This is a genomic window from Streptomyces sp. NPDC008092 (genome assembly GCF_042957285.1).
Lineage (GTDB): Bacteria > Actinomycetota > Actinomycetes > Streptomycetales > Streptomycetaceae > Streptomyces.
This window is the reverse complement of record NZ_JBIBHY010000019.1, coordinates 118,450-141,372: the sequence shown is the minus strand read 5'-3', so window position 1 is coordinate 141,372 and position 22,923 is coordinate 118,450. Positions and strand designations below refer to the sequence as shown.

Here is a 22,923-nt window from a genome sequence, read left to right as displayed (position 1 = left end):
GCCGCGACCTGGGCCTGTTCTGGTTCCGAGATACCGGGTCCCGTGTTTCGGCACCCTCCTGGACGACACCCGCAAGGGCGTCATACAGGGCCGGCGACCGATGAAGGCGTGGGACGACGCGATGGACAACTCGCGCAAGGAGGCCGGCGACCGGATCCGCGCCGAGTTCGAACAGGCAGGGGAGACCCGGAACTCATGAACCGCACACCAGCCGAGGACCGCGCCCACTGGGAGTCGGCCGCGGACCGGATGCTGCTCGCCGTCCGGCCGTACGCCGGCGAGGACCACGCGCTGGTCCGGCTCCCCGGCGTGCCCAGCGCCAACGGCACGCTCAGCGACGGCCTGGAGGGGTTCGCCCGCACGTTCCTGCTGGCCGGTCTCCGGCTGGCGGGGGCCGGCGGGGCCGACCCGCACGACCTGGCCGGGTGGTACGCGGCCGGGCTGGCCGCCGGCACCGACCCGGACCACCCGGACCGCTGGCCCACCTTCGCCGAGTGCAACCAGGCCAAGGTCGAGGCCGCGTCCGTCGCCCTCGCCCTGCACGAGACCCGGCCCTGGATCTGGGACCGCCTCGACGGCCGGGTCAGACGGCGGATCCTCGACTGGCTCGCCCCGATGGTCGGCGACCCGATGCCCGGCAACAACTGGATCTGGTTCCAGGGCGTCACCGAGGCGTTCGCCCGCACGGCCGGCGGCGCGTGGCGGCAGCAGGACCTGGACCGGGTCATCGCGCTCACCGACGGCTGGTACGCGGGCGACGGCTGGTACTCCGACGGACTCACCGGCGGTGAGCGGCGCAACTTCGACCACTACAACGGCTGGGCCATGCACCTCTACCCGCTGTGGTTCTGCCGCATCCTCGGCGCCGATGCGCCCGCCGGACTCCTCGACCGCTACCGGGCCCGGCTGCACCGCTTCCTCGAAGACCACCGGCACCTGATCGGCGCCAACGGCTCACCGCTGATCCAGGGCCGCTCGCTCACCTACCGGCACGCGGCGCTCGCCCCGCTGTGGACCGGCGCCCTGTTCGACGCCACCCCGCTGGCGCCGGGGGAGACCCGCGCCCTCGCCAACCGCATGCTCGGCCACTTCGGCACCGGCGCCGACGGCCTGCTCACCCTCGGCTGGCGGCGCCCGTTCCGCGGCATCCTCCAGGTGTACTCGGGACCCGCCTCCCCGTACTGGGCGTCGAAGGGCTTCATCGGCCTCCTGCTGCCGCCGGACCACCCGGTGTGGACCGAGCCGGAGCGCCGAGTCGCCGTGGAGAACGGCGACTTCACGCGCTCCCTGGCCGCTCCCGGCTGGCTGGTCTCCGGCACCGCCGCCGACGGCGTGGTACGCGTCGTCAGCCACGGCGGCGACCACGCCGACCCGTCCCGCCCGCACGCGGACGACCCCTGCTACGCGCGGTTCGCCTACTCGACGCACACCGCGCCCGAGACACCCGGCGACCCCACCCTGCCCGGCGGCAGCGCCGACGCCGACCCGCTCGACAACGCGGTGGTGCTGCTGGACGCCGCGGGCCGCGCCTCGCACCGGCGCCCGGCGACCCGGGTGTCCCTCGCCGGTGCCACCGCCGTCTCCCGGTCCCGCGCGCACTGGCCCGCGGACGCGACCTGGGACCCGTTCGGCGGCCCCGACACCCGCTACACCCCCGGCCCCTGGATCACCGTCGGATCCGCGCTGCGCGGCCCGGTCGAGGTACGGGCCGTACGCGTCGACGGCGACCCCGGGGACGAGCACGTGCTGCGGGTCGGCGGCTGGGCCCTGGCCGGCCGGGCGGACGGCGGTCCCGCCAGGAGCGCCGATGACGACCGCGGCGCGGCCGCCCGGGGCGCCGGCGCAACCGCCCGGGTGGCCGGCGCAACCGCCCGGGTGGCCGGCGACGACGGGCTGGTCTCGCTCGTCGTCGGCGAACGGGGCCTGCCGCGGGCCGCCGTGGCCGCCGGCGTCGACAGCAACGCCCTCGGCTCCCCGTCCGCCACCCCCTTCGCCGAGACCGACGGGCCCGTCGCCCACGGCACCCTGTACATCGCCCTGATCCACCTCGGCGGCACCGACCCCACCGCCCTGCCCGAGGTCACCGCCCGTGCCGAGGGCACCACCCTGCTCGCGGACGTGACCTGGCCGGACGGCAGCCGGGACACCCTCCGGCTGCCCCACCCCGCGCACGACGGACGGAAGGACCAGCACCGTGCATGACGACCGCCGGATCACCGAGACCCGGATCCGCAAGCTGCTGGACCGGGTCGTCCGCCCCGCCCTCTACAGCGCCGCGCGCCCCTTCGAGCTGAGCGCCTGGTTCGTGGACGGCGAACCCGTCCCCGTCGCCGACGCGCTGCGCGCCGACTACGCGCCCTTCGCGCTCGGCTCCACCTGGGGCGGCCCGTGGGCGACGACCTGGCTGCGGGCGAGCGCGGAGATCCCCGCGGAGTGGGCGGGCCGGCGCGTCGAGGCCGTCTTCGACCTGGACTTCGACCTGACCAGGGGACCCGGCGGCCAGGCGGAGGGCCTGGTCCACGACGCCCAGGGGGCACCCGTCCAGGGCCTGCACCCCTACCACCGGACCGTGCTCCTGGCCGGCTCGGCCACCGGCGGCGACCGGGTCGACCTGCTGGTCGAGCTGGCCGCCAACCCGCCGATCGTCGCGAGCGCGGGCGTCGGCGTCCACTACGGCTCGCCCGGCACCGCGGGCACCGCGCCCCTCTACCGGCTGGTGCAGGCCGAGATCGCGGTGCGCGAGGACGAGGTGTGGCACCTCGTCCACGACATCGAGGTCCTCGACGAGCTGATGCACGAACTGCCGGCCGGATCCAGCCGGCGGCACGGGATCCTGCACGCGCTGCGCCGGGCCGCCGACGCCGTCGACCCGGCCGACGTGGCGAGGACCGCCCCCGCGGCCCGGGAACGCCTGGCCGAGGTGCTGTCCCGGCCCGCGCACGCCTCCGCGCACACGGTCGCCGCGGTCGGCCACGCCCACATCGACTCGGCGTGGCTGTGGCCGGTGCGGGAGACCGTGCGCAAGTGCGCCCGCACCTTCACCAACATGACCACGCTGGCCGAGGAGTACCCCGAGCTGGTCTTCGCCTGCTCCTCGGCGCAGCAGTACGCGTGGATGAAGGAGCAGCGCCCGGAGATCTTCGCCCGGATGAAGAAGGCCGCGGCCGACGGGAACTGGGTGCCGGTCGGCGGTATGTGGGTGGAGGCGGACGGCAATCTGCCCGGCGGCGAGGCACTCGCCCGCCAACTCGTGTACGGGCGACGGTTCTTCGCGGAGGAGTTCGGCGTCGAGCAGAACGGCGTGTGGCTGCCCGACTCGTTCGGCTACACCGCCGCCTATCCGCAGCTCGCCAGGCTGGCGGGCGCCCGGTGGTTCCTCACCCAGAAGCTCTCCTGGAACGAGACGAACAGGCTGCCGCACCACACCTTCGCCTGGGAGGGCATCGACGGCACCCGGATCTTCACCCACTTCCCGCCCGTCGACAGCTACACCGCCTCCCTCACGGCGGGCGAACTCGCCCACGCGGAAGCCAACTTCGCCGACAAGGGCGCGGCCACCCGGTCGCTGGCCCCGTTCGGCCACGGCGACGGCGGGGGCGGTCCCACCCGCTCGATGCTGGAGAAGGCGCGCCGGCTGCGCGACCTGGAAGGCTCCCCGAAGGTCGTCATCGAGTCGCCGGACGCGTTCTTCGACGCGGCCCGCGCCGAGTACAAGGACCAGCTCCCGGTGTGGCGAGGCGAGTTGTACCTGGAGAACCACCGCGGCACCTACACCAGCCAGGCCCGCACCAAGCGCGGCAACCGGCGCAGCGAGGCGCTGCTGCGCGAGGCCGAGCTGTGGGCCGCCACCGCCGCCGTCCGGGCCGGGGCGCCGTACCCGTACGAGCGGCTTGAGTCGCTGTGGCGGCGGGTGCTGCTCAACCAGTTCCACGACATCCTCCCCGGCTCGTCCATCGCCTGGGTGCACCGGCAGGCCGAGCGCGAGTACGCCGAGATCCACGCGGAGCTGGAGACGCTGATCGCCGAGGCCGTGGCCTTCCTGCCCGGACCGCAGGCCCTCCTCAACGCCGGGCCGTACCCGCGCCGGGAGGTCGCGGTGGTCCCCGGATTCCCCGGTGGCCAGCGCCTGTCGGACGGCCGTAACGCCGTCCTCGCCGAGGTCGGCGCGCTCGCCTCCGGCGCCACGGCCGACGCGCACCACGGACCGGTCACCGCCACCGCCCGCGACGGCGGCTTCGTCCTCGGCAACGGGCTGCTGACCGTCGTCGTCGACGGCCGGGGCCTCGTCACCTCGGTGTACGACCACGCGGCGCGGCGCGAGGCGATCGCCCCCGGAGCCGCCGGCAACCTCCTGCAGCTCCACCCGGACGACCCCAACCTGTGGTCGGCGTGGAACCTCGACCCCTACTACCGGGACACCGTGCGCGACCTGGACGAGGCCGAGTCGGTGACCCTCGTGGACGCCGGGCCGCTGCTCGCGTCGGTGCGGGTCGAACGGGTCCACGGAGCCTCGCGGTTCGTGCAGTACGTCGAGGTGGCCGCCGAGAGCCGCCGCGTGACCGTCCGCAACGACATCGACTGGCAGGAGCGGGACACCGTGCTCAAGGCGGCCTGGCCGCTGGACGTGCACGCGGACCAGGAGAGCGCCGAGATCCAGTTCGGGCACGTCCGGCGGCCCACCCACGAGAACACCAGCTGGGACGCGGCCCGCTTCGAACTCTGGGCGCACCGCTGGGTGCACGTGGGCGAACGCCACTGGGGCGCGGCCCTGCTCACCGACTCCACGTACGGGCACGACGTCCGCCGCGACACCCGCGACGACGGGGGTACGACCACCACCCTGCGGCTCTCCCTCCTGCGGGCCCCGCACAGCCCCGACCCACAGGCCGACCGGGGCCGGCACGGCTTCGGCTACGCGCTGCTCGCCGGGGCCGGCATCGAGGAGGCCGTCGCGGGCGGCTACGCCCTGAACCTGCCGCTGCGGCCCGCCCCGGCCGCGGCCAGGGCGCTGGTCGCCCTGGACACCACCGACGTGGTCGTGGAGTCGGTCAAGCTCGCCGACGACCGCAGCGGCGACGTCGTCGTCCGCCTGTACGAGGCCTGCGGGGGAGCGGTCCGGGCACGTCTCACGGCGGGCTTCGCGACCGCCGCCGTCCACGACTGCGACCTGCTGGAGCGGCCGGAACAGGAGCTGCCCCCGGTGTCCGGCGGGGCCGCCGTCGACCTCGCGTTCCGGCCCTTCCAGATCCGCACCCTGCGGCTGCGCCCGGCCGCCGGACCCCCGGAAGCAGCTTGACGTGTACGCGCACAGACGATCCGCGGCCGCGGGACCGTGCCCTAACATTCCACCAACCGAATGCGTCGGAGAGGCGGGCGCGGGGCGCCGCCGGCCGAGGCAGGGAGAACGACGTTGACCAGCACCACGGGGACCACGGCGAGCACCGGGCAGCCCGCCATCCGGCGCGGTACCAACCTGCCGCGCCTCGGCGACTTCAACGAGTCCGTGATCCTGGACGCCATCCGGCGGCACCCCACGGGCCTGAGCCGGGTGGAACTCGCCCAGGCCACCGGGCTGTCCGCGCAGACCGTCTCGAACATCACGCGCCGGCTGCTCGACGGGGGCGTCGCCCGGGAGTCGGGAAAGCAGAGCACCGGCAGCGGGAAGCCCCGCACCCTGCTGGAGATCGTCCCCGCGGCCCGGTACGCGGTGGGGGTGCACCTCGACCCCGCGGTCATCACCTGCGTCCTCGTCGACCTGCTCGGCACCGTGGTGGCCCAGCGCAGCGTGGTGACACCGAGCGGCGGCGACACCGACGCCATCGCCGCGGACATGGCGGCCTCGGTGTCCGCGATCGTCGCCGAGTCGGGCGCCGACCGGGAGCGGGTCCTCGGCCTCGGCATCGCCGCGCCCGGTCCGATCGACGCGGCCGCCGGCTGGGTCGTGGACCCGCCCGAACTGCCCGGCTGGGGCCGCTACCCGCTGCGCGACCGGCTCAGCGAGGCGACCGGTTTCCCGGCGCTGCTCGACAAGGACGTCACGGCCGCCGTCGTCGCCGAACGCTGGACCGGAGCGGCCACCGACAGCCGCAACCTGCTCTTCTTCTACCTCGGCACCGGATCCGGCATGGGCCTGGTGGTGGAGGACACCGTGCTGCGCGGGGTCTCCGGGAACGCGGGCGAGGTCGGCGGCCTCGGCGCCGCCTCCTCGACGAAGACCCTCGTCGAGGAGGGCGTCGCCCTGGGCGTGCTCGGCGCCGAGTACACGGTGACGAACCCGGCCGACGCCCAGCGCGGTCTGGAGCGGCTCGTGGAACTCGCCGCCGCGGGCGAGGCCCAGGCGGACGGCATCATCGAGCGGCTCGCGATCCGGATCGGCCGGGGCGTCTGCGCGGCGGCGACGCTCCTGGACGTCGACACCATCGTGTTCGGCGGACCCACCTGGAAGCTGCTCGCCGACCGGCTGCTGCCCGTCATCGAACCCATGGTCGCCCGCTCCCCGTTCGTGAAGCCGACCCATCCGACCGCGGTCGTCTCCACCACCCTCGGCGAGAACGTCGCCGCCGTCGGCGCGGCCTCCCTCGTCCTCGACCAGGCGCTCTCCGCCCAGCCCAGGTCGCTGCTGCTCGGCTGAACGTGTTCGCTCCGTAGTCGCCGACCAAAAAACACGTGGACCGCGCGACCGTCGTCGCGGGACACTTCCCTTTCCTGACCTGCCGATTCCAGGCCGCCGCGGACCACGCGGCGGCCGGCCAGGCATGCCGTACGACGACTACACAGGGTTGAGATGACATCCTCAGTCGATTTACCTGCGACCGGACCCCGGCAGGGCGCGGTCCTGCTCGCGCTGCGCTACTACGGACGGGAGCTGGCCCGGCTCAAGTGGCTCACACTGCCCGGGATGCTGCTGCCGGCGCTCGGCAACATCGGAATCAACTACCTGGCCCCGCTGGTCGTGGCCAAGCTGGTCGGCCGGATCGCGGACGGCCACGGCCTGGGCTTCGGTGCCACACTGCCGTACGTCCTCGGCTTCGGCGGTGTCCTGCTGCTGGCGGAGACGCTCTGGCGGATCGGTCTGCACTGCCTGAACCGTCTGGACGCCCTCGGCATCGAGCAGTTGTACGTCACCGGCATGGACGAACTGTTCGCCAAGGACGCCGCGTTCTTCCACGACAACTTCGCCGGGTCGCTCACCAAGCGGGTGCTGAGCTTCGCCACCCGCTTCGAGGAGTTCGCGGACACGCTGACCTTCAACATCGTCGGCAGCTTCGTACCGCTCGCGTTCGGGTCGGTGGTGCTGTGGCGCTACGAACCGCTCCTGGTCGTCGGGCTGCTGACGATGATCGGTGTCACCGGCGTGTGCGTGGTGCCGCTGATCCGCCGCCGGCAGCGGCTGGTCGCCCAACGCGAGGACGCCATCGCCCGGGTGTCCGGGCACGTCGCCGACAGCCTGATGAACATGGACACGGTCCGGGCGTTCGCCGCCGAGAAGCGGGAGGCCGCCGAACACCGGTCGCGGGTCGCCGAGTCGCGGCGGCGCACCCTGCGCTCCTGGGACTACGGCAACCTGCGCATCGACACCTTCGTCGCGCCGATGTCCGTGGCGACCAACGCGCTGGGCCTGCTGCTCGCGGTCGCGCTGGCCGGTGGCGGGCACAGCGTGGAGGCGGTCGTGGTCGCCTTCACGTACTACTCCAACGCGACCCGGATCATGTTCGAGTTCAACCAGATCTACCGGCGCATGGAGAGCTCCATGACGGAGGCGGCGCAGTTCACCGAACTGCTCCTCGAACCGCCGACCGTGGTCGACCCGGAGGCTCCGGAACCGCTCGCGCCGCGGGCCGCCGGCGTCCGCTTCGAGAAGGTCTCCTTCGCCCACGCGGGTGCCAAACCGCTGTTCGAAGGGCTTGAGCTGGACGTGCCCAGCGGGTCGAAGTTCGGGTTCGTCGGCCGGTCGGGCGGTGGCAAGACCACGCTCACCCGGCTGCTGCTGCGGATGACCGACATCGACGCCGGCCGGATCATGATCGGTGGCCAGGACATCAGCCGGCTGCGCCAGGCCGACCTGCGCAGCCAGATCGCCTACGTCCCGCAGGACCCGGCGATGTTCCACCGCACCCTGCGGGACAACATCGCCTTCGCCCGGCCGGACGCCACCGACGCCGAGATCCGGCTGGCCGCCGAGGCCGCGCACGTCACGGAGTTCGCCGACGCGCTGCCCGACGGGTTCGACACGATGGTGGGGGAGCGCGGCGTCAAGCTCTCCGGCGGCCAGCGCCAGCGGGTCGCCCTGGCCCGGGCGATCCTGCGGGACGCCCCGATCCTGCTCCTGGACGAGGCGACCAGCGCGCTGGACTCCGAGAGCGAGATCCTCGTCCAGGAGGCGCTGTGGCGGCTCATGGAGGGCCGTACGGCACTGGTGGTGGCGCACCGGCTGAGCACGGTCGCCTCCATGGACCGGCTGGTGGTCCTCGACCGCGGCCGGATCGTCGAACAGGGCACGCACCACGAGCTGCTGGCCGCGGAGGGCGCCTACGCCAAGCTGTGGCAGCACCAGTCGGGCGGGTTCCTGGACGAGGGGCCGCGGCCTGCCGAAGTGCGGTAGCGCTTCGCTGGAGGAGCCGGGGCGTGGGCCGTCGGTCGTCCGCGGCGCCGTCGTGGCTGGTCGCGCCCACGCGGCGGAGCCGCATATCGATACAGCCCCGCGCCCCTGACGGGGCGCGGGCGGGTGGTAGACAGGTGATCATGAGTCACCTGTCTGCCCCTGCCCGCCCGGACGGTCCCCGATGACCGCCGGGATCGACACCCCCGACCGCCGGGGCCGTACCGGTCTCGACCGTACCGGCCTGGATCTGACCGGCAACCCGCGCGTGAAGGTCCGGGAGGTGAGGCTCCTGTCCAGCAACTGGTACGTCGAGCGGGCCACCACCTTCGACCTCCAGCACGCCGACGGCACCTGGCACACCGAGGAACGCGAGACCCACGACCGCGGCAACGGCGCCACCCTCCTCCTCTACGACGCCGAGCGCGAAACCGTCCTGCTCACCCGCCAGTTCCGCTTCCCGGTCTACGTCAACGGCCACCCCGACGGCATGCTGGTCGAGACCCCGGCGGGCCTCCTGGACGACGAGGCCGAGCACCCGGAGCACGCGGTCCGCCGGGAGGTCGTCGAGGAGACCGGCCACACCGTCGGCGAGGTCGAGCACGTCTTCGACGTCTACATGAGCCCGGGTTCGGTCACCGAGCGGATCTCCTTCTACGCGGCCGCCTACGGCCCCTCGACCCGCACCCACGAGGGCGGCGGCCTGGACGAGGAGGGCGAGGACATCGAGATCCTCGAACTCCCCTTCCGGCGCGCCCTGGAGATGATCCGCACCGGCGGGATCGCCGACGCCAAGACGATCATGCTGCTGCAGTGGGCGGCCCTGGACGGACCGTTCGCCCGACACCCTTGACTTCGTGCGCACTTCAAGCCGAAGACCCGCCACCGGGCACCCGGATCCCCGGGTGCCCGGACGGAGGAGACGGCATGAAGTACCGCACCATCGGCACCGCCCCGGGCACCCGGCGCGAGGTGAGCGTCCTCGCAGCCTCGGCTCCGCCGACGCCCAGCTGCGCGGCTGTCTGCGCGCGGAGCCGGACAACCTCACCCTGGTCGCCTACTCACCGCTGCTCAAGGGCGCCTACACCCGGCCCGGCAAGGCGCTGCCCGCCGACTACGACCACCCCGGCACCCCGGCCCGCCTCGCCGTGCTCAACGAGGTGGCCCGGGAGACCGGGGCGACCCCGAACCAGGCGGTGCCGGCCTGGCTGCTGGGCGGGCCGCTGCCGGTCGTCCCGCCGGCCGGGGTGTCGTCCCTGGCCCAGCAGGAGGAGAACCTCGCCGCGGTGGACCTGGAGCTGACGCCCGGCCAGCGGGCCCGCCTGGACACGGCTCACTGACCGCGCGGCTCCCGTACGACGGCGATCTCGCCCGGCGCCACGGTGACCGTGCCGTCGGCGGGCTTGCCGGACAGCAGCTCCACCGAGCCCGCCGCCACCGGGACTTCGGCGCCCGCGCCGGTGTGGTCGATCACGAACACGTAGTCCGCGTCCGCACCGCGCCGCACGACGACCTCCACGCCCGCCGGGGCGGTGCGGCCCGCGGCCACGCCGGCCTCGGCGCGGATCCGGCCGAGCAGCCCCGCCAGGGTGTCCGGGTCGGGGAGCGTGGCCAGGTACCAGGCGGTACCCGTGCCGTAGTCGTGCCGGGTCACCGCAGGCACCCCGGCCAGCGGCCCGTCGGCGTACGACGTCACCGCCGCCGCGCCCGCGAGCCGCACCCGCTCCGACCAGAGCGAGCCCGTGCCGCCCTCGCTCAGCGTCACCCGCTCCTCGGGCAGCAGCGGGAACAGCTCGTCCGTGGACACGCCCAGCAGCTCCCGGAAGGCGCCCGGGTAACCGCCCAGCCGCACATGGCAGTTCTCGTCCACCGCACCGCTGTGGAAGCCGATGGCCAGGGTGCCGCCGGCCTCCGCGAAGGCGGTCAGGTTCGCCGTGCCCGTGTCGTCCACCAGGTAGAGGCTCGGGGCCAGCACCGCCTTGTACGCCGACAGGTCCGCGTCCGGACGGACGAAGTCCACCGCCACCCCGGCCCGCCACAGCGGCTCGTACCAGGCGCGGACGACGTCCTGGTAGCGCAGTTCCTCGCTGGGCTGCGAGGGCAGTTCCACGGCCCAGCGGGCGTCCCAGTCCCAGACGACGGCCACTTCGGCCGTGCCGGTGCTGCCGCGCACCTCGGCGAGTGCCTTGAGGTCGGCGCCCAGCCGGACCACGTCCCGCCAGATCTGGCTGTCGGTCCCGGCGTGCGGCAGCATCGCCGAGTGCCACTGCTCGGCACCGGCCTTCGCCGCCCGCCACTGGAAGTAGCAGATGCCGTCGGCGCCGTGCGCCACGTGCGCGAGCGCGTTGCGGCGCAACTCACCTGCCGTCTTCGCCCGGTTGACGGGCTGCCAGTTCACCGCGCCCGTCGAGTGCTCCATCAGCAGCCACGGCCCGCCCGCGAGGGACCGCATCAGGTCGCCGCTCAGCGCGACGTCGATCTGCGACTCGGGGTCGGCGGACATCAGGTAGTGGTCGTTGGCGACCACGTCCAGCTCCGGTGCCCAGCGCCAGTAGTCGAGGGCGTCGAAGTTGTACATCACCATGAAGTTGGTGGTGGCGGGGATGGCGGGGGCCGCCGCCCGCAGGACGTCCCGCTCCGCCGTGTACAGCGACAGCAGCTCGTCCGAGCAGAACCGCCGCCAGTCCAGCTGGTGCGTCGGGTTGGGGACGGCGCCGGTCGCGCGGGGCGGCAGGATCTCGTCCCAGTCGTAGTACCACTGGCTCCAGAAGGTGGTGCCCCAGGCGTGGTTGAGGGCGGCGAGGTCGTCGCCGTACCGGGCCCGCAGCCAGCGGCGGAAGGACTCCGCGCTGGTGTCGCAGTAGCAGGCCGCGTTGTGGCAGCCGTACTCGTTGTGGACGTGCCACATCCTGACGGCCGGGTGGCTCGCGTACCGGTCCGCGATCGCGCCCGCGATGCGCAGCGCCGCCTCGCGGTAGGCGGGGCTGCTCGGGCAGAACGTCTGGCGGCTGCCGTACGACAGGGTGCGGCCGTCGTGGTCCACCGGGAGCGCCTCGGGGTGGGCGCGGAAGAACCAGGCCGGCGGGGCGGCCGTCGGGGTGGCGAGGTCGGCGGCGATGCCGTTCTCGTGGAGCAGGCCGAGGATCCGGTCCATGCGCGAGAAGTCGTAGACGCCCTCGGAGGGTTCCATCAGCGCCCACGAGAAGATGCCGACGCTGACCATGTTCACGCCCGCCTCGCGCATCAGACGGACGTCCTCGGCCCACACCTCCTCGGGCCACTGCTCGGGGTTGTAGTCGCCGCCGTAGGCGATGCCGGGGACGGAGAGGGTGCGGTCGTTCATCGGTTGACTCCGGTTCCGGTGGCTCCGGTGAGAAGGCGGCGGGTCGTCTCCACGCCCCACTGGTCGAGGGAGAGCAGCCGGTCGCTGGAGGCGACCAGGCCGCCGACGGCCTCCACGTGCGCGGCCCAGCGCGCACGGGTCTCCACGGCGGGGCGGGCCATCAGGCAGTCCGGGTCGTTGACCCAGAGGCGGTTGTGCTGCCACTGGCGGCCGACCCCGGTGAACTCGGCCGGGTCCTGGCCGGGCTGGCTGTAGTCGTCGGCCTCGGGCCGGCGGTGCGGGGCCGTGTCCGGGCTGACCCGCATCGCGTCGAACAGGCCGATGGAGGGCAGGATCGGCGCGCCGCAGCCCAGCAGGTAGGCGTCGGCGCCGATCGCCTCCCGGATCAGGCCGATGCCCAGCCGGTACGCCGTCAGCGGGTCCGCGCCCGAGTGCCGTACGCCGTCCATCGCGCCCGCGTACAGGAAGTCGGTCTTGAAGTAGTCGTAGCCCTCGGCGCGCAGCGTCGCGAAGACGTCGTTCAGGTAGGCCGCGGCGGCCGGGTGGGTGGTGTCCAGGACGTACAGCGCGTGGCCCCAGTTGCGGCCCGCGCGCAGCGCTCTGCCGTCCGGGTCGCGGACCAGCCAGTCCGGGTACGTCTCGGCGAGGTCGCTCCCCGGGTCGACCAGGAAGGGCGCCGTCCAGATGCCCGCCCGGCGGCCGCGGGCGCGAATGGCGTCCGCGATGCCCCGCCGGGAACGGAAGCGGCCGGAGACGGTCAGCCAGTCGCCCAGGGCGCTCTGGTAGCCGTCGTCGATCTGCACCACGTCGATCGGCAGGTCGAGGGTGTCCATCGCCCGCAGGTTCTCGTGGATGTCGTCCTCGGTGACGGCCGTGAAGTACTCGTACCAGGAGCACCAGACGGTGGGCGCGGGGCGCGGCGCCGGCACGGCCAGGGCGCCGGCCCAGTCGGCCAGCACGGACTGGATGCCCGTGCCGGTCCACTCCTTGACCGGGCCGTCGGCCTCGACCTCCGCGACCCCGGCCGCGACGGTCAGCCGGACCGAAGGCACCTCGTGCAGCGGGTCGGCCGCCGCCCAGAGCCGGACCGGGGAGCCGTCGCCCGGGTCGAGCGCCAGCAGGCCCTCGCCCTGGAAGGCCCCGGCGGGGACGGCACGGCCGGGGCGGTAGCAGACGGTCGCCCAGTTGGCGTTCGCCGGGCGGTACGGGGCCGCGCCGAGGGCGTAGGCGCCACTGGGCGACCAGGACTGCCAGCCCTCCTCGTGGACACGGGCGGTGCGCGTGTCCACCGGCACCGAGGCGACCGGGGTGAACGGGTTGTGCACGAGGTTCTCTTTCGGAGTTCTCTTTCGGACGGGGCCGGATCAGCCCTTGGCGGAGCCCAGGGTCAGACCGCTGACGAACTGCTTCTGGAGCGCGAAGTACACGAGCAGCGTCGGGATCGCGGTGAGCAGGGAACCGGCGGCGACCAGGTTCGGGTCGGTGAAGTACTGACCGGAGAGGTTGTTCAGCGCCGACGTGATCGGCATGTTCTCACCGGTCGAGATCAGCACCAGGGCCCAGAAGAAGTCGTTGTAGATCCAGATCGACAACAGGGTCGCCAGGGCCGCCATCGCCGGCTTGCACAGCGGCAGGGTGATCTGCCAGTACAGCCGCCACACCGACGCGCCGTCCACCAGCGCGGCCTCGGTCAGCTCGTGCGGCAGCGAACGCATGTAGTTCGACAGCACGAAGGCACAGAACCCGGACTGGAACGCCACATGGATCAGCACCAGGCCGAGCGCCGAGTCGTACAGCTTGCCGCTCGCCGTGATGCCCGGCAGGTTCGTCAGCAGGTACATCCGGTACAGCGGGGTGATGATGACCTGCTGCGGCAGCAGGTTGCCGGCCGTGAACACCAGCAGCAGGAAGAGGTTGACCCGGAAGTCGAAGCGGGCGACGTAGAACGCGACCATCGACGACAGGAACAGCGTGAGCAGCACGGCCGGGACCGCGATGACCAGCGTGTTCATGAAGTAGTGGGTCATGTCCGACTGCTCGAACGCGTTCTTGAAGTTGTCGAAGTTCAGCGTGTGCGGCCAGGACACGTAGCCGTCGTTGCTGGTCTCGCTGTACGGGCGCAGCGCCGAGAAGATCGCCCACAGCAGCGGGGCGAGCCACGCCAGGGCGGTGAGGGCCAGGAACACGTGCAGCAGGACACGGGCCGGGCGGATCGGGTTGCGCTGCTTGGGCAGCGCGCTGCTCACGGTGCTCATGCGCGCCGCTCCTTCCGGAAGGTCGCGATCAGGTAGGGAATGATCACGATCAGGGAGATGAACAGCAGCACCACCGCGATCGCCGAGCCGTAACCGATGCGGCTGGACTCGCCGATGATGTTGTTGGTCACCAGGATGGAGAGCAACTCGGTGCCCTGGGCGCCCTTGTTGAAGACGAAGACCAGGTCGAAGGCGCGCAGCGACTCGATGATGGTCACGACCAGGACGATGGTGTTGGTCGGCCGCAGCGTCGGGAAGATGACGTTCTTGAACGTCTGCCACTCGTTGGCGCCGTCCAGGGCCGAGGCCTCCCGCAGCGACGGGTCGACGCTCTTCAGGCCGGCCAGGTACAGGATCATCATGTAGCCGGTGTGCCGCCAGGACGCGGCGACCAGGACCGCCCACAGGTTGAGGTTCGGGTCACCGATCCAGTCGATGTAGTGGCCCGGCTTGTTGGCGCCGATGAGGCTGTTGATCAGGCCCGTGTCCGGGTTGTAGATCAGCTGCCAGACGAACCCGATGCACGCCAGGGAGATGACGACCGGGAGGAAGAACGCCGTCTGGTAGACCCGGCTGAACCGGATCTTCTTGTCCAGCTGCACGGCCAGGAACAGGCCGAACGGGGTCGGCAGCAGGATGAGGACGACGAACCAGATGACGTTGTGCTGGACGGCCGGCCAGAACTGCGGGTTGTCGTTGAAGAGTTGCTGGAAGTTGTCGAGCCCGACCCACTTGATGGAGTCGAAGCCGATGCCGTCCCAGGAGGTGAAGGCGAGGAGGATCGAGGCCAGGGCGGTCACCCAGACCAGGAGGACATGGAGGACCGTCGGCACACCCGCCATGAAGGCGAGGGTGATGCGGTCACGGCGGGTCAGCAGGCGCTTGTGCCCCTGCTGGACCCGCTTCTTCTCGGACGCGCGCCCAGGAGGCGGCACGGCGGCCGCCTCCTGGGACTTCGTGGGGATGTCAGTCGTCATTCAGCCGGCTCACTCGGACGCGAAGATGGTCTTCTTCTGGCGCTCGATGGACGAGAGCAGGCTGTCGACGCCCTTCGGGTTCTGCAGGAACTTCTGCAGACCGGGCTGCATCACCGTCGAGGTGAAGTCGGGCCGGGAGTCGCGGTCCATGAACTGGGTGAGGCTCTTGGCGGCGCCGATCATGTCGAACGCCTTCTTCTGGAGCGTGGAGTAGGCGGCGGTGGAGGCCTTGTTGGAGGCGGCGACCACGCTCGGGTCGGTCTTGAGGTAGGTCTCCTCGGCCGCCGGGGTGCCCAGGTACTCCAGCAGCTTCACGACACCGTCGTGGTTCTTCGGGGACTTGCTCACCATGAAGCCGTCGGTGGGCGCCTCCACGGTGTCCTGCCCGTACGCGGAGTTGATCTCCGGGAAGGGGAAGAAGTCGAGGTCCTCAAGGTCCGAGGCGTTGGTGAACTGCTGCGCCACGAAGGAGCCGAGGAGGTACATGCCGGCCTTCTTCGACACCAGGGTCTGGGCGGCGTCCTGCCAGGTGCGGCCCATGAAGCCGTCCTGGTGGTAGGGGAGGAGCTCGGCCCAGTGGTCGAAGACGTCCTTCACCTTGGAGTCGGTCCACTCCGCCTTGCCCGCCATCAGCTCGACGTGGAAGTCGTAGCCGTTGAGGCGGAAGTTGATCTGGTCGAAGGTGCCCATCGCCGGCCAGGCGTCCTTGTCGCCGAAGGCGATCGGGACCAGGCCGTCCTTCTTCATCTGCTTGCACAGGGCCACCAGTTCGTCCCACGTGGTGGGGACCGTGTAGCCCTTCGCCTGGAAGACGCTCTTGCGGTAGAAGATCGCCCAGGGGTACGTGGTCAGCGGCACGAAGTAGTACTTGCCGTCGGCGCCCTTGCTGAGCTTCTTCATCGCGTCGGGGAAGTTGGCCCCGATCTTCTCCCACACGTCGTCGATCGGGGAGGCGAGGCCCTTGGCCGCGAAGAACTGCATCCGGTAGCCGGCGAACCAGTTGAACACGTCGTCAGGCGTGCCCTGCAGGTAGGAGTTGATCTGCTCCTGGAAGGTGTTGTGGTCCTTCGTGTTCACCTTGACGGTGACGCCGGACGACTTCTTGAAGGCGTCGTAGACGGACTGGTACGCCTTCTTCGGCACGGCGTCGGACGCGTTGGAGCCGAGGCTGACGGTCTTCGGGTCCGAGGAGGAGGACCCGCTGCCGCCGCAGGCGGACAGCAGGGGTATGCCGGCGCCCGCGAGGAGGGCGGCCGAACCGGCACCGCGCAGGACGTTTCGGCGGCTCGGACCCGGCACGTGAAGACCGGACGGGGAGATGCGCATGGCGGCTCCTGAGTAACAGGGTTCGGCAAGGGGAAGAGCTGATCTTCGAAAGGTCCCGAAACCGATCAGAAACCAACTCGGCCGAACATCGTGGGCGCAATAACAGCCGCTTGTCCGCTCATGCGTCAATAGCCTGCGACTCTCTCGCCCGTCTCTTGCCCGAAACGTAATCGACATGGTTGCCTGCCGGTTTGTTGAACAAAGCGGTACGACGGAGCCCCCACGGGACAAACTCCGTGGGGGCTCGTGTGCGGGCGTGTTGGTTTCGGGTGGCGGGACCAGCGGTTAAACCCGCAGCAACCGGACCGGCACGGCATGTTCTACGGCCGTACCAGCAGCTGGAAGTCGAAGGCGTACCGGGACGCCCGGTAGACGTGGCTGCCGTACTCCACCGGGCGCCCGGTGTCGTCGTACGCCGTGCGCTGCATGGTGAGCAGGGCGGCGCCCTCCTGCTCGTCGAGCCGGACGGCCTCCTCGGCGGTGGCGCTGCGGGCGCCCACCGTCTGCCGGGCGCTGTGCAGGGTGATGCCGGCCGTGCGCATCATCCGGTACAGACCGGTCGACTCCAGCCGCTCCGTGTCGAGTTCGAGCAGGGCGGCCGGCAGGTAGTTGCACAGGAACGCCACCGGCTGGCCGTGCGTGCAGCGCAGCCGCTCCAGGACGACCACCTCCGCGCCCTCCGCGATCCCGAGCGCGGCGGCCACCTCGGCACTCGCCGGGATCCGCTCGTTGCGCAGCACCTGGGTGGTCGGGCCCTGCCCGGCCGACTCCAGGTCGTCGTAGAGGCTGCTCAGCTCCAGCGGCCGCTTGACCTGGCTGTGCACCACCTGGGTGCCCACGCCCCTGCGGCGGACAAGGAGGCCCTTGTCGACGAGCGACTGGATGGCCTGGCGGACCGTGGGCCGGGACAGGCCGAGCCGCACCGACAGGTCGATCTCGTTGCCCAGGAGGTTGCCCGGGGCGAGCACCCCGTGCTCTATGGCCTCCTCCAGCTGCTGGGCGAGCTGGTAGTAGAGCGGTACCGGGCTGCCGCGGTCCAGGGCGAAGTCCAGGGCGTCGAGTGCCGAGACGGTCGCGGTGCGGGCGGAATCATTGGTACGGGCCACCGGGACACCTCCTTCCGGGGTTCGGGGGAATCACAGATGCCGGCGGCGGTCGGCGACCTGCCGGTCGTACTCCTCGCGGGCCCGGACGGCGGACTCGCGGGCGGCGGTCTCGGCGACCGGCACGTCCCACCAGGCCTCGGCCCCGGGAGCGGTCGGCGCCGGGTCCGTCTCCACGTACACACACGTCGGCCGGTCGCTCGCGCGGGCCGCCGCAAGGGCCTCGCGCAGCTCCCGCACCGTCTTGGCGCGCAGCACCTCCATCCCGAGGCTGGCCGCGTTGGCGGCGAGGTCCACCGGCAGCGGCGCCCCGCCGAAGGTGCCGTCGGCGGACCGGAAGCGGTAGGCGGTGCCGAACCGCTCGCCGCCGACCGTCTCGGAGAGGCCGCCGATGGAGGCGTACCCGTGGTTCTGGATGAGCACCAGGTTGACGGGCAGGCCCTCCTGGACGGCGGTGACGATCTCGGTCGGCATCATCAGATAGGTGCCGTCGCCCACCAGCGACCAGACCACCGTGTCCGGGGCCGCCTGCTGGACGCCGATGCCGGCCGGGATCTCGTAGCCCATGCAGGAGTAGCCGTACTCCAGGTGGTACTGGCGCGGCGAGCGGGCCCGCCACAGCTTGTGCAGGTCGCCCGGGAGCGAGCCGGCCGCGTTGATGACAACGTCGTCATCGCCCACGACGGCGTCGAGGGCCCCGAGCACCTGGGTCTGCGTGGGCACGGCGTCCTCGTCGTCCGCGCGGTAGGCCGCCTCGACGACGGCGTCCCAGCGCTCCTTGCCGGCCCGGTACCCGGTCTCGTACGCGCCGTCCACGCGGAACCCGGCCAGCGCCTCCGTGAGCGCCTCCAGTGCCGCCCGCGCGTCCGCGACGACCGTCCGCGCGGCCAGCTTGTGGGCGTCGAAGCCGGTGATGTTCAGGTTCAGGAAGCGGACGTCCGGGTTCTGGAAGAGGGTGCCGGAGGCCGTGGTGAAGTCCGTGTACCGGGTGCCGACGCCGATGACCAGGTCGGCGGCGCGGGCCAGGTCGTCCGCGACGGCGGTCCCGGTGTGCCCGATCCCGCCCAGGTCGGCCGGGTGGTCGTGGCGCAGCGAGCCCTTGCCCGCCTGGGTGGAGGCCACGGGGATGCCGGTGGCCTCCACAAGGGCCCTCAGAGCGTCCTCGGCGCGGCTGTGGTGGACTCCGCCGCCCGCCACGATCAACGGCTGCCGGGCGGCCCGTACGGCGCTCACGGCGGCCGCCAGCTCCACGGGGTCGGGGGCGGGCCGCCGGACCCGCCACACGCGCTCCGCGAAGAACTCCTCCGGCCAGTCGTACGCCTCCGCCTGGACGTCCTGGGGGAGGGCCAGGGTGACCGCGCCGGTCTCGGCCGGGTCGGCGAGGACCCGCATGGCGTTCAGCGCGGAGGGGATCAGCGCCTCGGGGCGGGTGATCCGGTCGAAGTAGCGGGAGACCGGGCGCAGCGTGTCGTTGACGGAGACGTCGAACTCGCTCGGGTGCTCCAGCTGCTGCAGCAGCGGGTCGGGCGCGTGGCTCGCGAAGTAGTCGCCGGGGAGCAGCAGGACCGGCAGGCGGTTGATGGTGGCGAGGGCGGCGCCGGTCACCAGGTTGGTGGCGCCCGGTCCGATGGACGTGGTGACCGCCTGCGCGGAGAGCCGGTCCAGCTGGCGGGCGTGGCCGACCGCCGCGTGCACCATCGCCTGCTCGTTGCGGCCCTGGTGGTACGGCATCACGTCGCCGTACTCCAGGAGCGCCTGGCCGATCCCCGCCACGTTGCCGTGGCCGAAGATGCCCCAGGTGCCGGCGATCAGCCGGTGCCGGACGCCGTCGCGCTCGGTGTACTGGGCGGACAGGAACCGCACCAGCGCCTGGGCGACGGTCAGGCGGGTGGTCGGCTGGCTCATGGGGGACCTCATTCGGACGGGGTGGCGGAGCGGGGCGGGCCGGCGTCCTGCTGCGCCGCCCGGGGCAGGGGTACGCCCGGCGGGAGCGGGTAGAGATCGCCTTCGGAACGGCCCGTCGCGACAGGGCCGGAGGCCTGTGGCGGCGACTCGGTCATGCGAGGCTCCTCGGGGTGGGCGGATGCCCCTCAGGTGTAGATCGGGGCAGGTCGCGCTGTCAATGGTTTGTACTTACATTCGGACCTGAATGTGAAATGATGTCTTAACAAAGTATTGACAGCGGGCCTCACAGGGACTTGTATCCCGTCCCAGCGCACAGCAGTGACCCGGGCCACTTCCGTCGGCCCGGGCCCGGGGATCCGCCGGATCCCTTCCCTCTTCCGGTCGCACAGTGAGGTGCAGGATGGACCGCTCTTCCCACTCCCGTTCGCGCAGGCTGGCCCCGATCGTGGCCGTCGCCGCGGCGGCAGCCCTGACCCTCGCAGGCTGCTCCAGCAGCTCCGGCGGAAAGAAGTCCGAAGAGGGAGGTGCTGCGGCCTCCGCGGGCAAGGCGTCCACCCCCCGCATGACGGTCGCGATGGTCACCCACCAGTCGCCGGGCGACACCTTCTGGGACATCGTCCGCAAGGGGGCCGAGGCCGCCGCCGCGAAGGACAACGTCAAGCTCGTCTACTCCGCCGACCCGAACGCCGGCAACCAGGCCAACCTGGTGCAGAACGCGATCGACCAGAAGGTCGACGGGATCGCCGTCACCCTCGCCAAGCCGGACGCCCTCAAGGACGTCGTGGGCAAGGCGACCTCGGCGGGCATCCCCGTCGTCGGCCTCAACTCCGGTGTGAGCGACTGGAAGAAGCTCGGTCTGATGGAGTTCTTCGGCCAGGACGAGACGGTGGCGGGCGAGGCGCTCGGCAACCGGCTGAACACGGAGGGCGCCAAGAAGGTCGTCTGTGTCATCCAGGAGCAGGGCAACGTGGGCCTCACCCAGCGCTGCGACGGGGTGAAGAAGACGTTCTCCGGGACGACGGAGACCCTCTACGTCGACGGCACGTCCCCGACCTCGGTCAAGTCCACGATCACCGCCAAGCTCAAGACGGACGGCTCCATCGACCACGTGGTCACGCTCGGCGCCCCCATCGCGCTGATCGCCGTGCAGTCGGTGTCCGACGCGGGCAGCAAGGCGAAGATCGCCACCTTCGACCTCAACAAGGACCTGACCGGCGCCATCAGCAAGGGGACCATCGAGTTCGCGGTGGACCAGCAGCCCTACCTCCAGGGCTACCTGGCGGTCGACTCGCTGTGGCTCTACAAGAACAACGGCAACTACATGGGCGGCGGCGAGCAGCCGGTCCTGACCGGCCCGGCCTTCGTCGACAAGTCCAACGTCGACAAGGTCGCCGCCTTCGCCGCGAAGGGCACCCGGTGATCGGTATGAGTCAGCAGGCACAGCCGGCGGTGGCGACGCCGCCGGCTCCCGGCCCGAAGGAGAAGGACGGGCGGACCGCGCAACGCCCCCTGGCGCTGCGGATCCTGGCCCGGCCGGACGTCGGTGTCTTCCTCGGCGCGGTCGCGGTCTACGTCTTCTTCCTGATCGCGGCACCGCCGGTGCGCGAGGCCAGTTCGATGGCGAACATCCTCTACCAGTCCTCGACCATCGGCATCATGGCGCTGCCGGTCGCCCTGCTGATGATCGGCGGCGAGTTCGACCTCTCCGCCGGTGTCGCGGTGGTCAGTTCGGCCCTCACCGCCGCCATGCTCAGCTACCAGCTGACCCTCAACGTCTGGGCGGGCGTGATCGTCGCGCTCGTCGTGTCGCTGGCCATCGGCTTCCTGAACGGCTGGCTGGTCGTCAAGACCGGCCTGCCCAGCTTCCTCATCACCCTGGGCAGCTTCCTGATCCTCCAGGGCGTGAACCTCGCGGTGACCAAGCTGGTCACCGGCAACGTTGCCACCGACGACATCAGCAACATGGACGGCTTCGGCCAGGTCAAGGCGGTCTTCGCGTCGTCCTTCGACATCGGCGGCGTCCAGGTGAAGATCACCATCTTCTGGTGGCTGTTCTTCGCCGCCATCGCCACCTGGGTGCTGCTGCGCACCAGGTACGGCAACTGGATCTTCGCGGTCGGCGGCAACAAGGAGAGCGCCCGCGCGGTCGGCGTCCCGGTGAACTTCACCAAGATCTCGCTGTTCATGCTGGTCGGCTTCGGCGCCTGGTTCGTCGGCATGCACCAGCTGTTCTCCTTCAACACGGTGCAGTCCGGCGAGGGCGTGGGCCAGGAGCTGATCTACATCTCCGCCGCGGTCATCGGCGGCTGCCTCCTGACCGGCGGCGCCGGTTCGGCCATCGGCCCGGTCTTCGGCGCCTTCATGTTCGGCATGGTCCAGCAGGGCATCGTCTACGCGGGCTGGAACCCCGACTGGTTCAAGGCCTTCCTCGGCGTCATGCTCCTCGGCGCCGTGATGATCAACCTGTGGGTCCAGCGGACCGCGACCAGGAGGTGACCCGATGACAGACAACACCACCGGAACCCACGGCGCCGTCCTCCAGGACGACACGCCCGCCGACGGCGGCCCGATCGTCGAACTGCGCGGCGCCGGCAAGTCCTACGGCAACATCCGCGCCCTGCACGGCGTCGACCTCAAGGTCTTCCCGAACCAGGTGACCTGCGTCCTCGGCGACAACGGCGCCGGCAAGTCCACCCTCATCAAGATCATCTCGGGGCTGCACCAGCACACCGAGGGCGACTTCCTCGTCGACGGCGCCCCGGTCCGCTTCTCCACCCCGCGCGAGGCTCTCGACAAGGGCATCGCCACCGTCTACCAGGACCTCGCCACCGTCCCGCTGATGCCGGTGTGGCGGAACTTCTTCCTCGGCTCCGAGATGACCAAGGGCCCCTGGCCCGTGCGCCGGCTCGACATCGCGAGGATGAAGGAGACCGCCGACCGCGAACTGCGCAACATGGGCATCGTCCTGGACGACCTGGACCAGCCCATCGGCACCCTCTCCGGCGGCCAGCGCCAGTGCGTGGCCATCGCCCGCGCCGTCTACTTCGGCGCCCGCGTCCTCATCCTGGACGAGCCGACGGCCGCCCTCGGCGTCAAGCAGTCCGGCGTGGTCCTGAAGTACATCGCGGCCGCCCGCGAACGCGGCCTCGGCGTCATCTTCATCACCCACAACCCGCACCACGCCTACATGGTCGGCGACCACTTCAGCGTCCTGCGCCTCGGCACCCTGGAACTCTCGGCCGAACGCAGCGACATCACCCTGGAGGAGCTCACCAACCACATGGCCGGCGGCGCCGAACTCGCGGCCCTCAAGCACGAGCTGTCCCAGGTGCGCGGGGTCGACACCGAGGAGCTCCCCGAGGAGGAGGACCTCACCGCACCCGCCGCGACCGGTCCGGAAGGGAAGTCGTGACCC

At 71.6% G+C, this 22,923-nt stretch carries 16 protein-coding genes and 1 pseudogene; 9 read left to right on the top strand and 8 right to left on the bottom strand.

The window, feature by feature from the left end:
* The first annotated feature begins 195 nt into the window (after window positions 1-195).
* The 6 genes and pseudogenes from ACFZB3_RS43415 to ACFZB3_RS43390 form a co-directional block, all read left to right on the top strand.
* The gene (locus ACFZB3_RS43415; RefSeq protein WP_391387639.1) at window positions 196-2,202 is read left to right on the top strand and encodes a DUF2264 domain-containing protein; all 2,007 of its coding nucleotides are present in this window, start codon (window positions 196-198) and stop codon (window positions 2,200-2,202) included.
* Window positions 2,195-5,296 carry a glycoside hydrolase family 38 C-terminal domain-containing protein gene (locus ACFZB3_RS43410; protein ID WP_391387636.1) on the top strand — a complete coding sequence of 1,034 codons (3,102 nt, stop codon included), beginning with the start codon at window positions 2,195-2,197 and terminating at the stop codon, window positions 5,294-5,296. Before ACFZB3_RS43415 ends, ACFZB3_RS43410 begins: the two co-directional genes overlap by 8 nt.
* Before the next feature lie 114 nt (window positions 5,297-5,410).
* Entirely contained in the window at window positions 5,411-6,631 is a 1,221-nt protein-coding gene (locus ACFZB3_RS43405; protein WP_391387634.1) for an ROK family protein, read from the top strand.
* A gap of 153 nt (window positions 6,632-6,784) precedes the next feature.
* Window positions 6,785-8,602, top strand: coding sequence for an ATP-binding cassette domain-containing protein (locus tag ACFZB3_RS43400; RefSeq protein ID WP_391387631.1), 1,818 nt, complete (start codon window positions 6,785-6,787; stop codon window positions 8,600-8,602).
* Between the two features lie 181 nt (window positions 8,603-8,783).
* Window positions 8,784-9,452 (top strand): NUDIX domain-containing protein, encoded by a 669-nt coding sequence (locus ACFZB3_RS43395; RefSeq protein ID WP_391387628.1) that lies wholly within the window; start codon window positions 8,784-8,786, stop codon window positions 9,450-9,452.
* Window positions 9,453-9,585: 133 nt separating this feature from the next.
* A pseudogene (locus ACFZB3_RS43390) lies at window positions 9,586-9,939 on the top strand (aldo/keto reductase); the annotation flags it as partial.
* On the opposite strand, the gene ACFZB3_RS43385 reads toward ACFZB3_RS43390, so the two are convergent.
* From ACFZB3_RS43385 to ACFZB3_RS43350, 8 genes are all read right to left on the bottom strand, one after another.
* Window positions 9,933-11,942: a beta-galactosidase gene (locus tag ACFZB3_RS43385; protein ID WP_391387625.1), complete on the bottom strand. Its 2,010-nt coding sequence runs from the start codon at window positions 11,940-11,942 to the stop codon at window positions 9,933-9,935. The pseudogene ACFZB3_RS43390 and the gene ACFZB3_RS43385 sit on opposite strands and share 7 nt — an antisense overlap.
* Window positions 11,939-13,267 (bottom strand): alpha-galactosidase, encoded by a 1,329-nt coding sequence (locus ACFZB3_RS43380; protein WP_391387621.1) that lies wholly within the window; start codon window positions 13,265-13,267, stop codon window positions 11,939-11,941. The genes ACFZB3_RS43385 and ACFZB3_RS43380 overlap by 4 nt, the downstream gene beginning before the upstream one ends.
* Before the next feature lie 39 nt (window positions 13,268-13,306).
* Window positions 13,307-14,197, bottom strand: a complete 891-nt coding sequence (locus ACFZB3_RS43375) for an ABC transporter permease subunit (protein ID WP_391387618.1) — start codon at window positions 14,195-14,197, stop codon at window positions 13,307-13,309.
* The gene (locus tag ACFZB3_RS43370; protein WP_391387615.1) at window positions 14,194-15,174 is read right to left on the bottom strand and encodes an ABC transporter permease subunit; all 981 of its coding nucleotides are present in this window, start codon (window positions 15,172-15,174) and stop codon (window positions 14,194-14,196) included. The genes ACFZB3_RS43375 and ACFZB3_RS43370 overlap by 4 nt, the downstream gene beginning before the upstream one ends.
* A 9-nt stretch (window positions 15,175-15,183) precedes the next feature.
* Window positions 15,184-16,500 (bottom strand): extracellular solute-binding protein, encoded by a 1,317-nt coding sequence (locus ACFZB3_RS43365; RefSeq protein ID WP_391387612.1) that lies wholly within the window; start codon window positions 16,498-16,500, stop codon window positions 15,184-15,186.
* Between the two features lie 320 nt (window positions 16,501-16,820).
* Complete coding sequence (locus ACFZB3_RS43360; RefSeq protein ID WP_391387608.1) at window positions 16,821-17,606, bottom strand: UTRA domain-containing protein; 786 nt, start codon at window positions 17,604-17,606, stop codon at window positions 16,821-16,823.
* Between the two features lie 30 nt (window positions 17,607-17,636).
* Complete coding sequence (gene iolD / locus ACFZB3_RS43355; RefSeq protein WP_391387605.1) at window positions 17,637-19,508, bottom strand: 3D-(3,5/4)-trihydroxycyclohexane-1,2-dione acylhydrolase (decyclizing); 1,872 nt, start codon at window positions 19,506-19,508, stop codon at window positions 17,637-17,639.
* Window positions 19,509-19,516: 8 nt separating this feature from the next.
* On the bottom strand, window positions 19,517-19,663 hold the full coding sequence (locus tag ACFZB3_RS43350) for a hypothetical protein (RefSeq protein ID WP_391387602.1): 147 nt from the start codon (window positions 19,661-19,663) through the stop codon (window positions 19,517-19,519).
* Window positions 19,664-19,908: 245 nt separating this feature from the next.
* On the opposite strand from ACFZB3_RS43350, the gene ACFZB3_RS43345 reads away from it, so the two are divergent.
* The 3 genes from ACFZB3_RS43345 to ACFZB3_RS43335 are packed head-to-tail and all read left to right on the top strand — an operon-like array spanning window position 19,909 to window position 22,920.
* Window positions 19,909-20,928: a substrate-binding domain-containing protein gene (locus tag ACFZB3_RS43345; RefSeq protein WP_391387599.1), complete on the top strand. Its 1,020-nt coding sequence runs from the start codon at window positions 19,909-19,911 to the stop codon at window positions 20,926-20,928.
* A gap of 5 nt (window positions 20,929-20,933) precedes the next feature.
* A complete protein-coding gene (locus ACFZB3_RS43340) occupies window positions 20,934-22,004 on the top strand; it encodes an ABC transporter permease (RefSeq protein WP_391387597.1) in 1,071 nt (356 codons plus the stop codon).
* Between the two features lie 4 nt (window positions 22,005-22,008).
* Window positions 22,009-22,920, top strand: coding sequence for an ATP-binding cassette domain-containing protein (locus ACFZB3_RS43335; RefSeq protein ID WP_391387595.1), 912 nt, complete (start codon window positions 22,009-22,011; stop codon window positions 22,918-22,920).
* Window positions 22,921-22,923: the final 3 nt, after the last annotated feature.

Coding starts and splice junctions, on each gene's coding strand:
- ACFZB3_RS43415 (WP_391387639.1), top strand. CDS start 196: ATGAACCGCACACCAGCCGAGGACCGCGCCCACTGGGAGTCGGCCGCG.
- ACFZB3_RS43400 (WP_391387631.1), top strand. CDS start 6,785: ATGACATCCTCAGTCGATTTACCTGCGACCGGACCCCGGCAGGGCGCG.
- ACFZB3_RS43395 (WP_391387628.1), top strand. CDS start 8,784: ATGACCGCCGGGATCGACACCCCCGACCGCCGGGGCCGTACCGGTCTC.
- ACFZB3_RS43385 (WP_391387625.1), bottom strand. CDS start 11,942: ATGAACGACCGCACCCTCTCCGTCCCCGGCATCGCCTACGGCGGCGAC.
- ACFZB3_RS43375 (WP_391387618.1), bottom strand. CDS start 14,197: ATGAGCACCGTGAGCAGCGCGCTGCCCAAGCAGCGCAACCCGATCCGC.
- ACFZB3_RS43370 (WP_391387615.1), bottom strand. CDS start 15,174: ATGACGACTGACATCCCCACGAAGTCCCAGGAGGCGGCCGCCGTGCCG.
- ACFZB3_RS43365 (WP_391387612.1), bottom strand. CDS start 16,500: ATGCGCATCTCCCCGTCCGGTCTTCACGTGCCGGGTCCGAGCCGCCGA.
- iolD (WP_391387605.1), bottom strand. CDS start 19,508: ATGAGCCAGCCGACCACCCGCCTGACCGTCGCCCAGGCGCTGGTGCGG.
- ACFZB3_RS43350 (WP_391387602.1), bottom strand. CDS start 19,663: ATGACCGAGTCGCCGCCACAGGCCTCCGGCCCTGTCGCGACGGGCCGT.
- ACFZB3_RS43345 (WP_391387599.1), top strand. CDS start 19,909: ATGGACCGCTCTTCCCACTCCCGTTCGCGCAGGCTGGCCCCGATCGTG.
- ACFZB3_RS43340 (WP_391387597.1), top strand. CDS start 20,934: ATGAGTCAGCAGGCACAGCCGGCGGTGGCGACGCCGCCGGCTCCCGGC.
- ACFZB3_RS43335 (WP_391387595.1), top strand. CDS start 22,009: ATGACAGACAACACCACCGGAACCCACGGCGCCGTCCTCCAGGACGAC.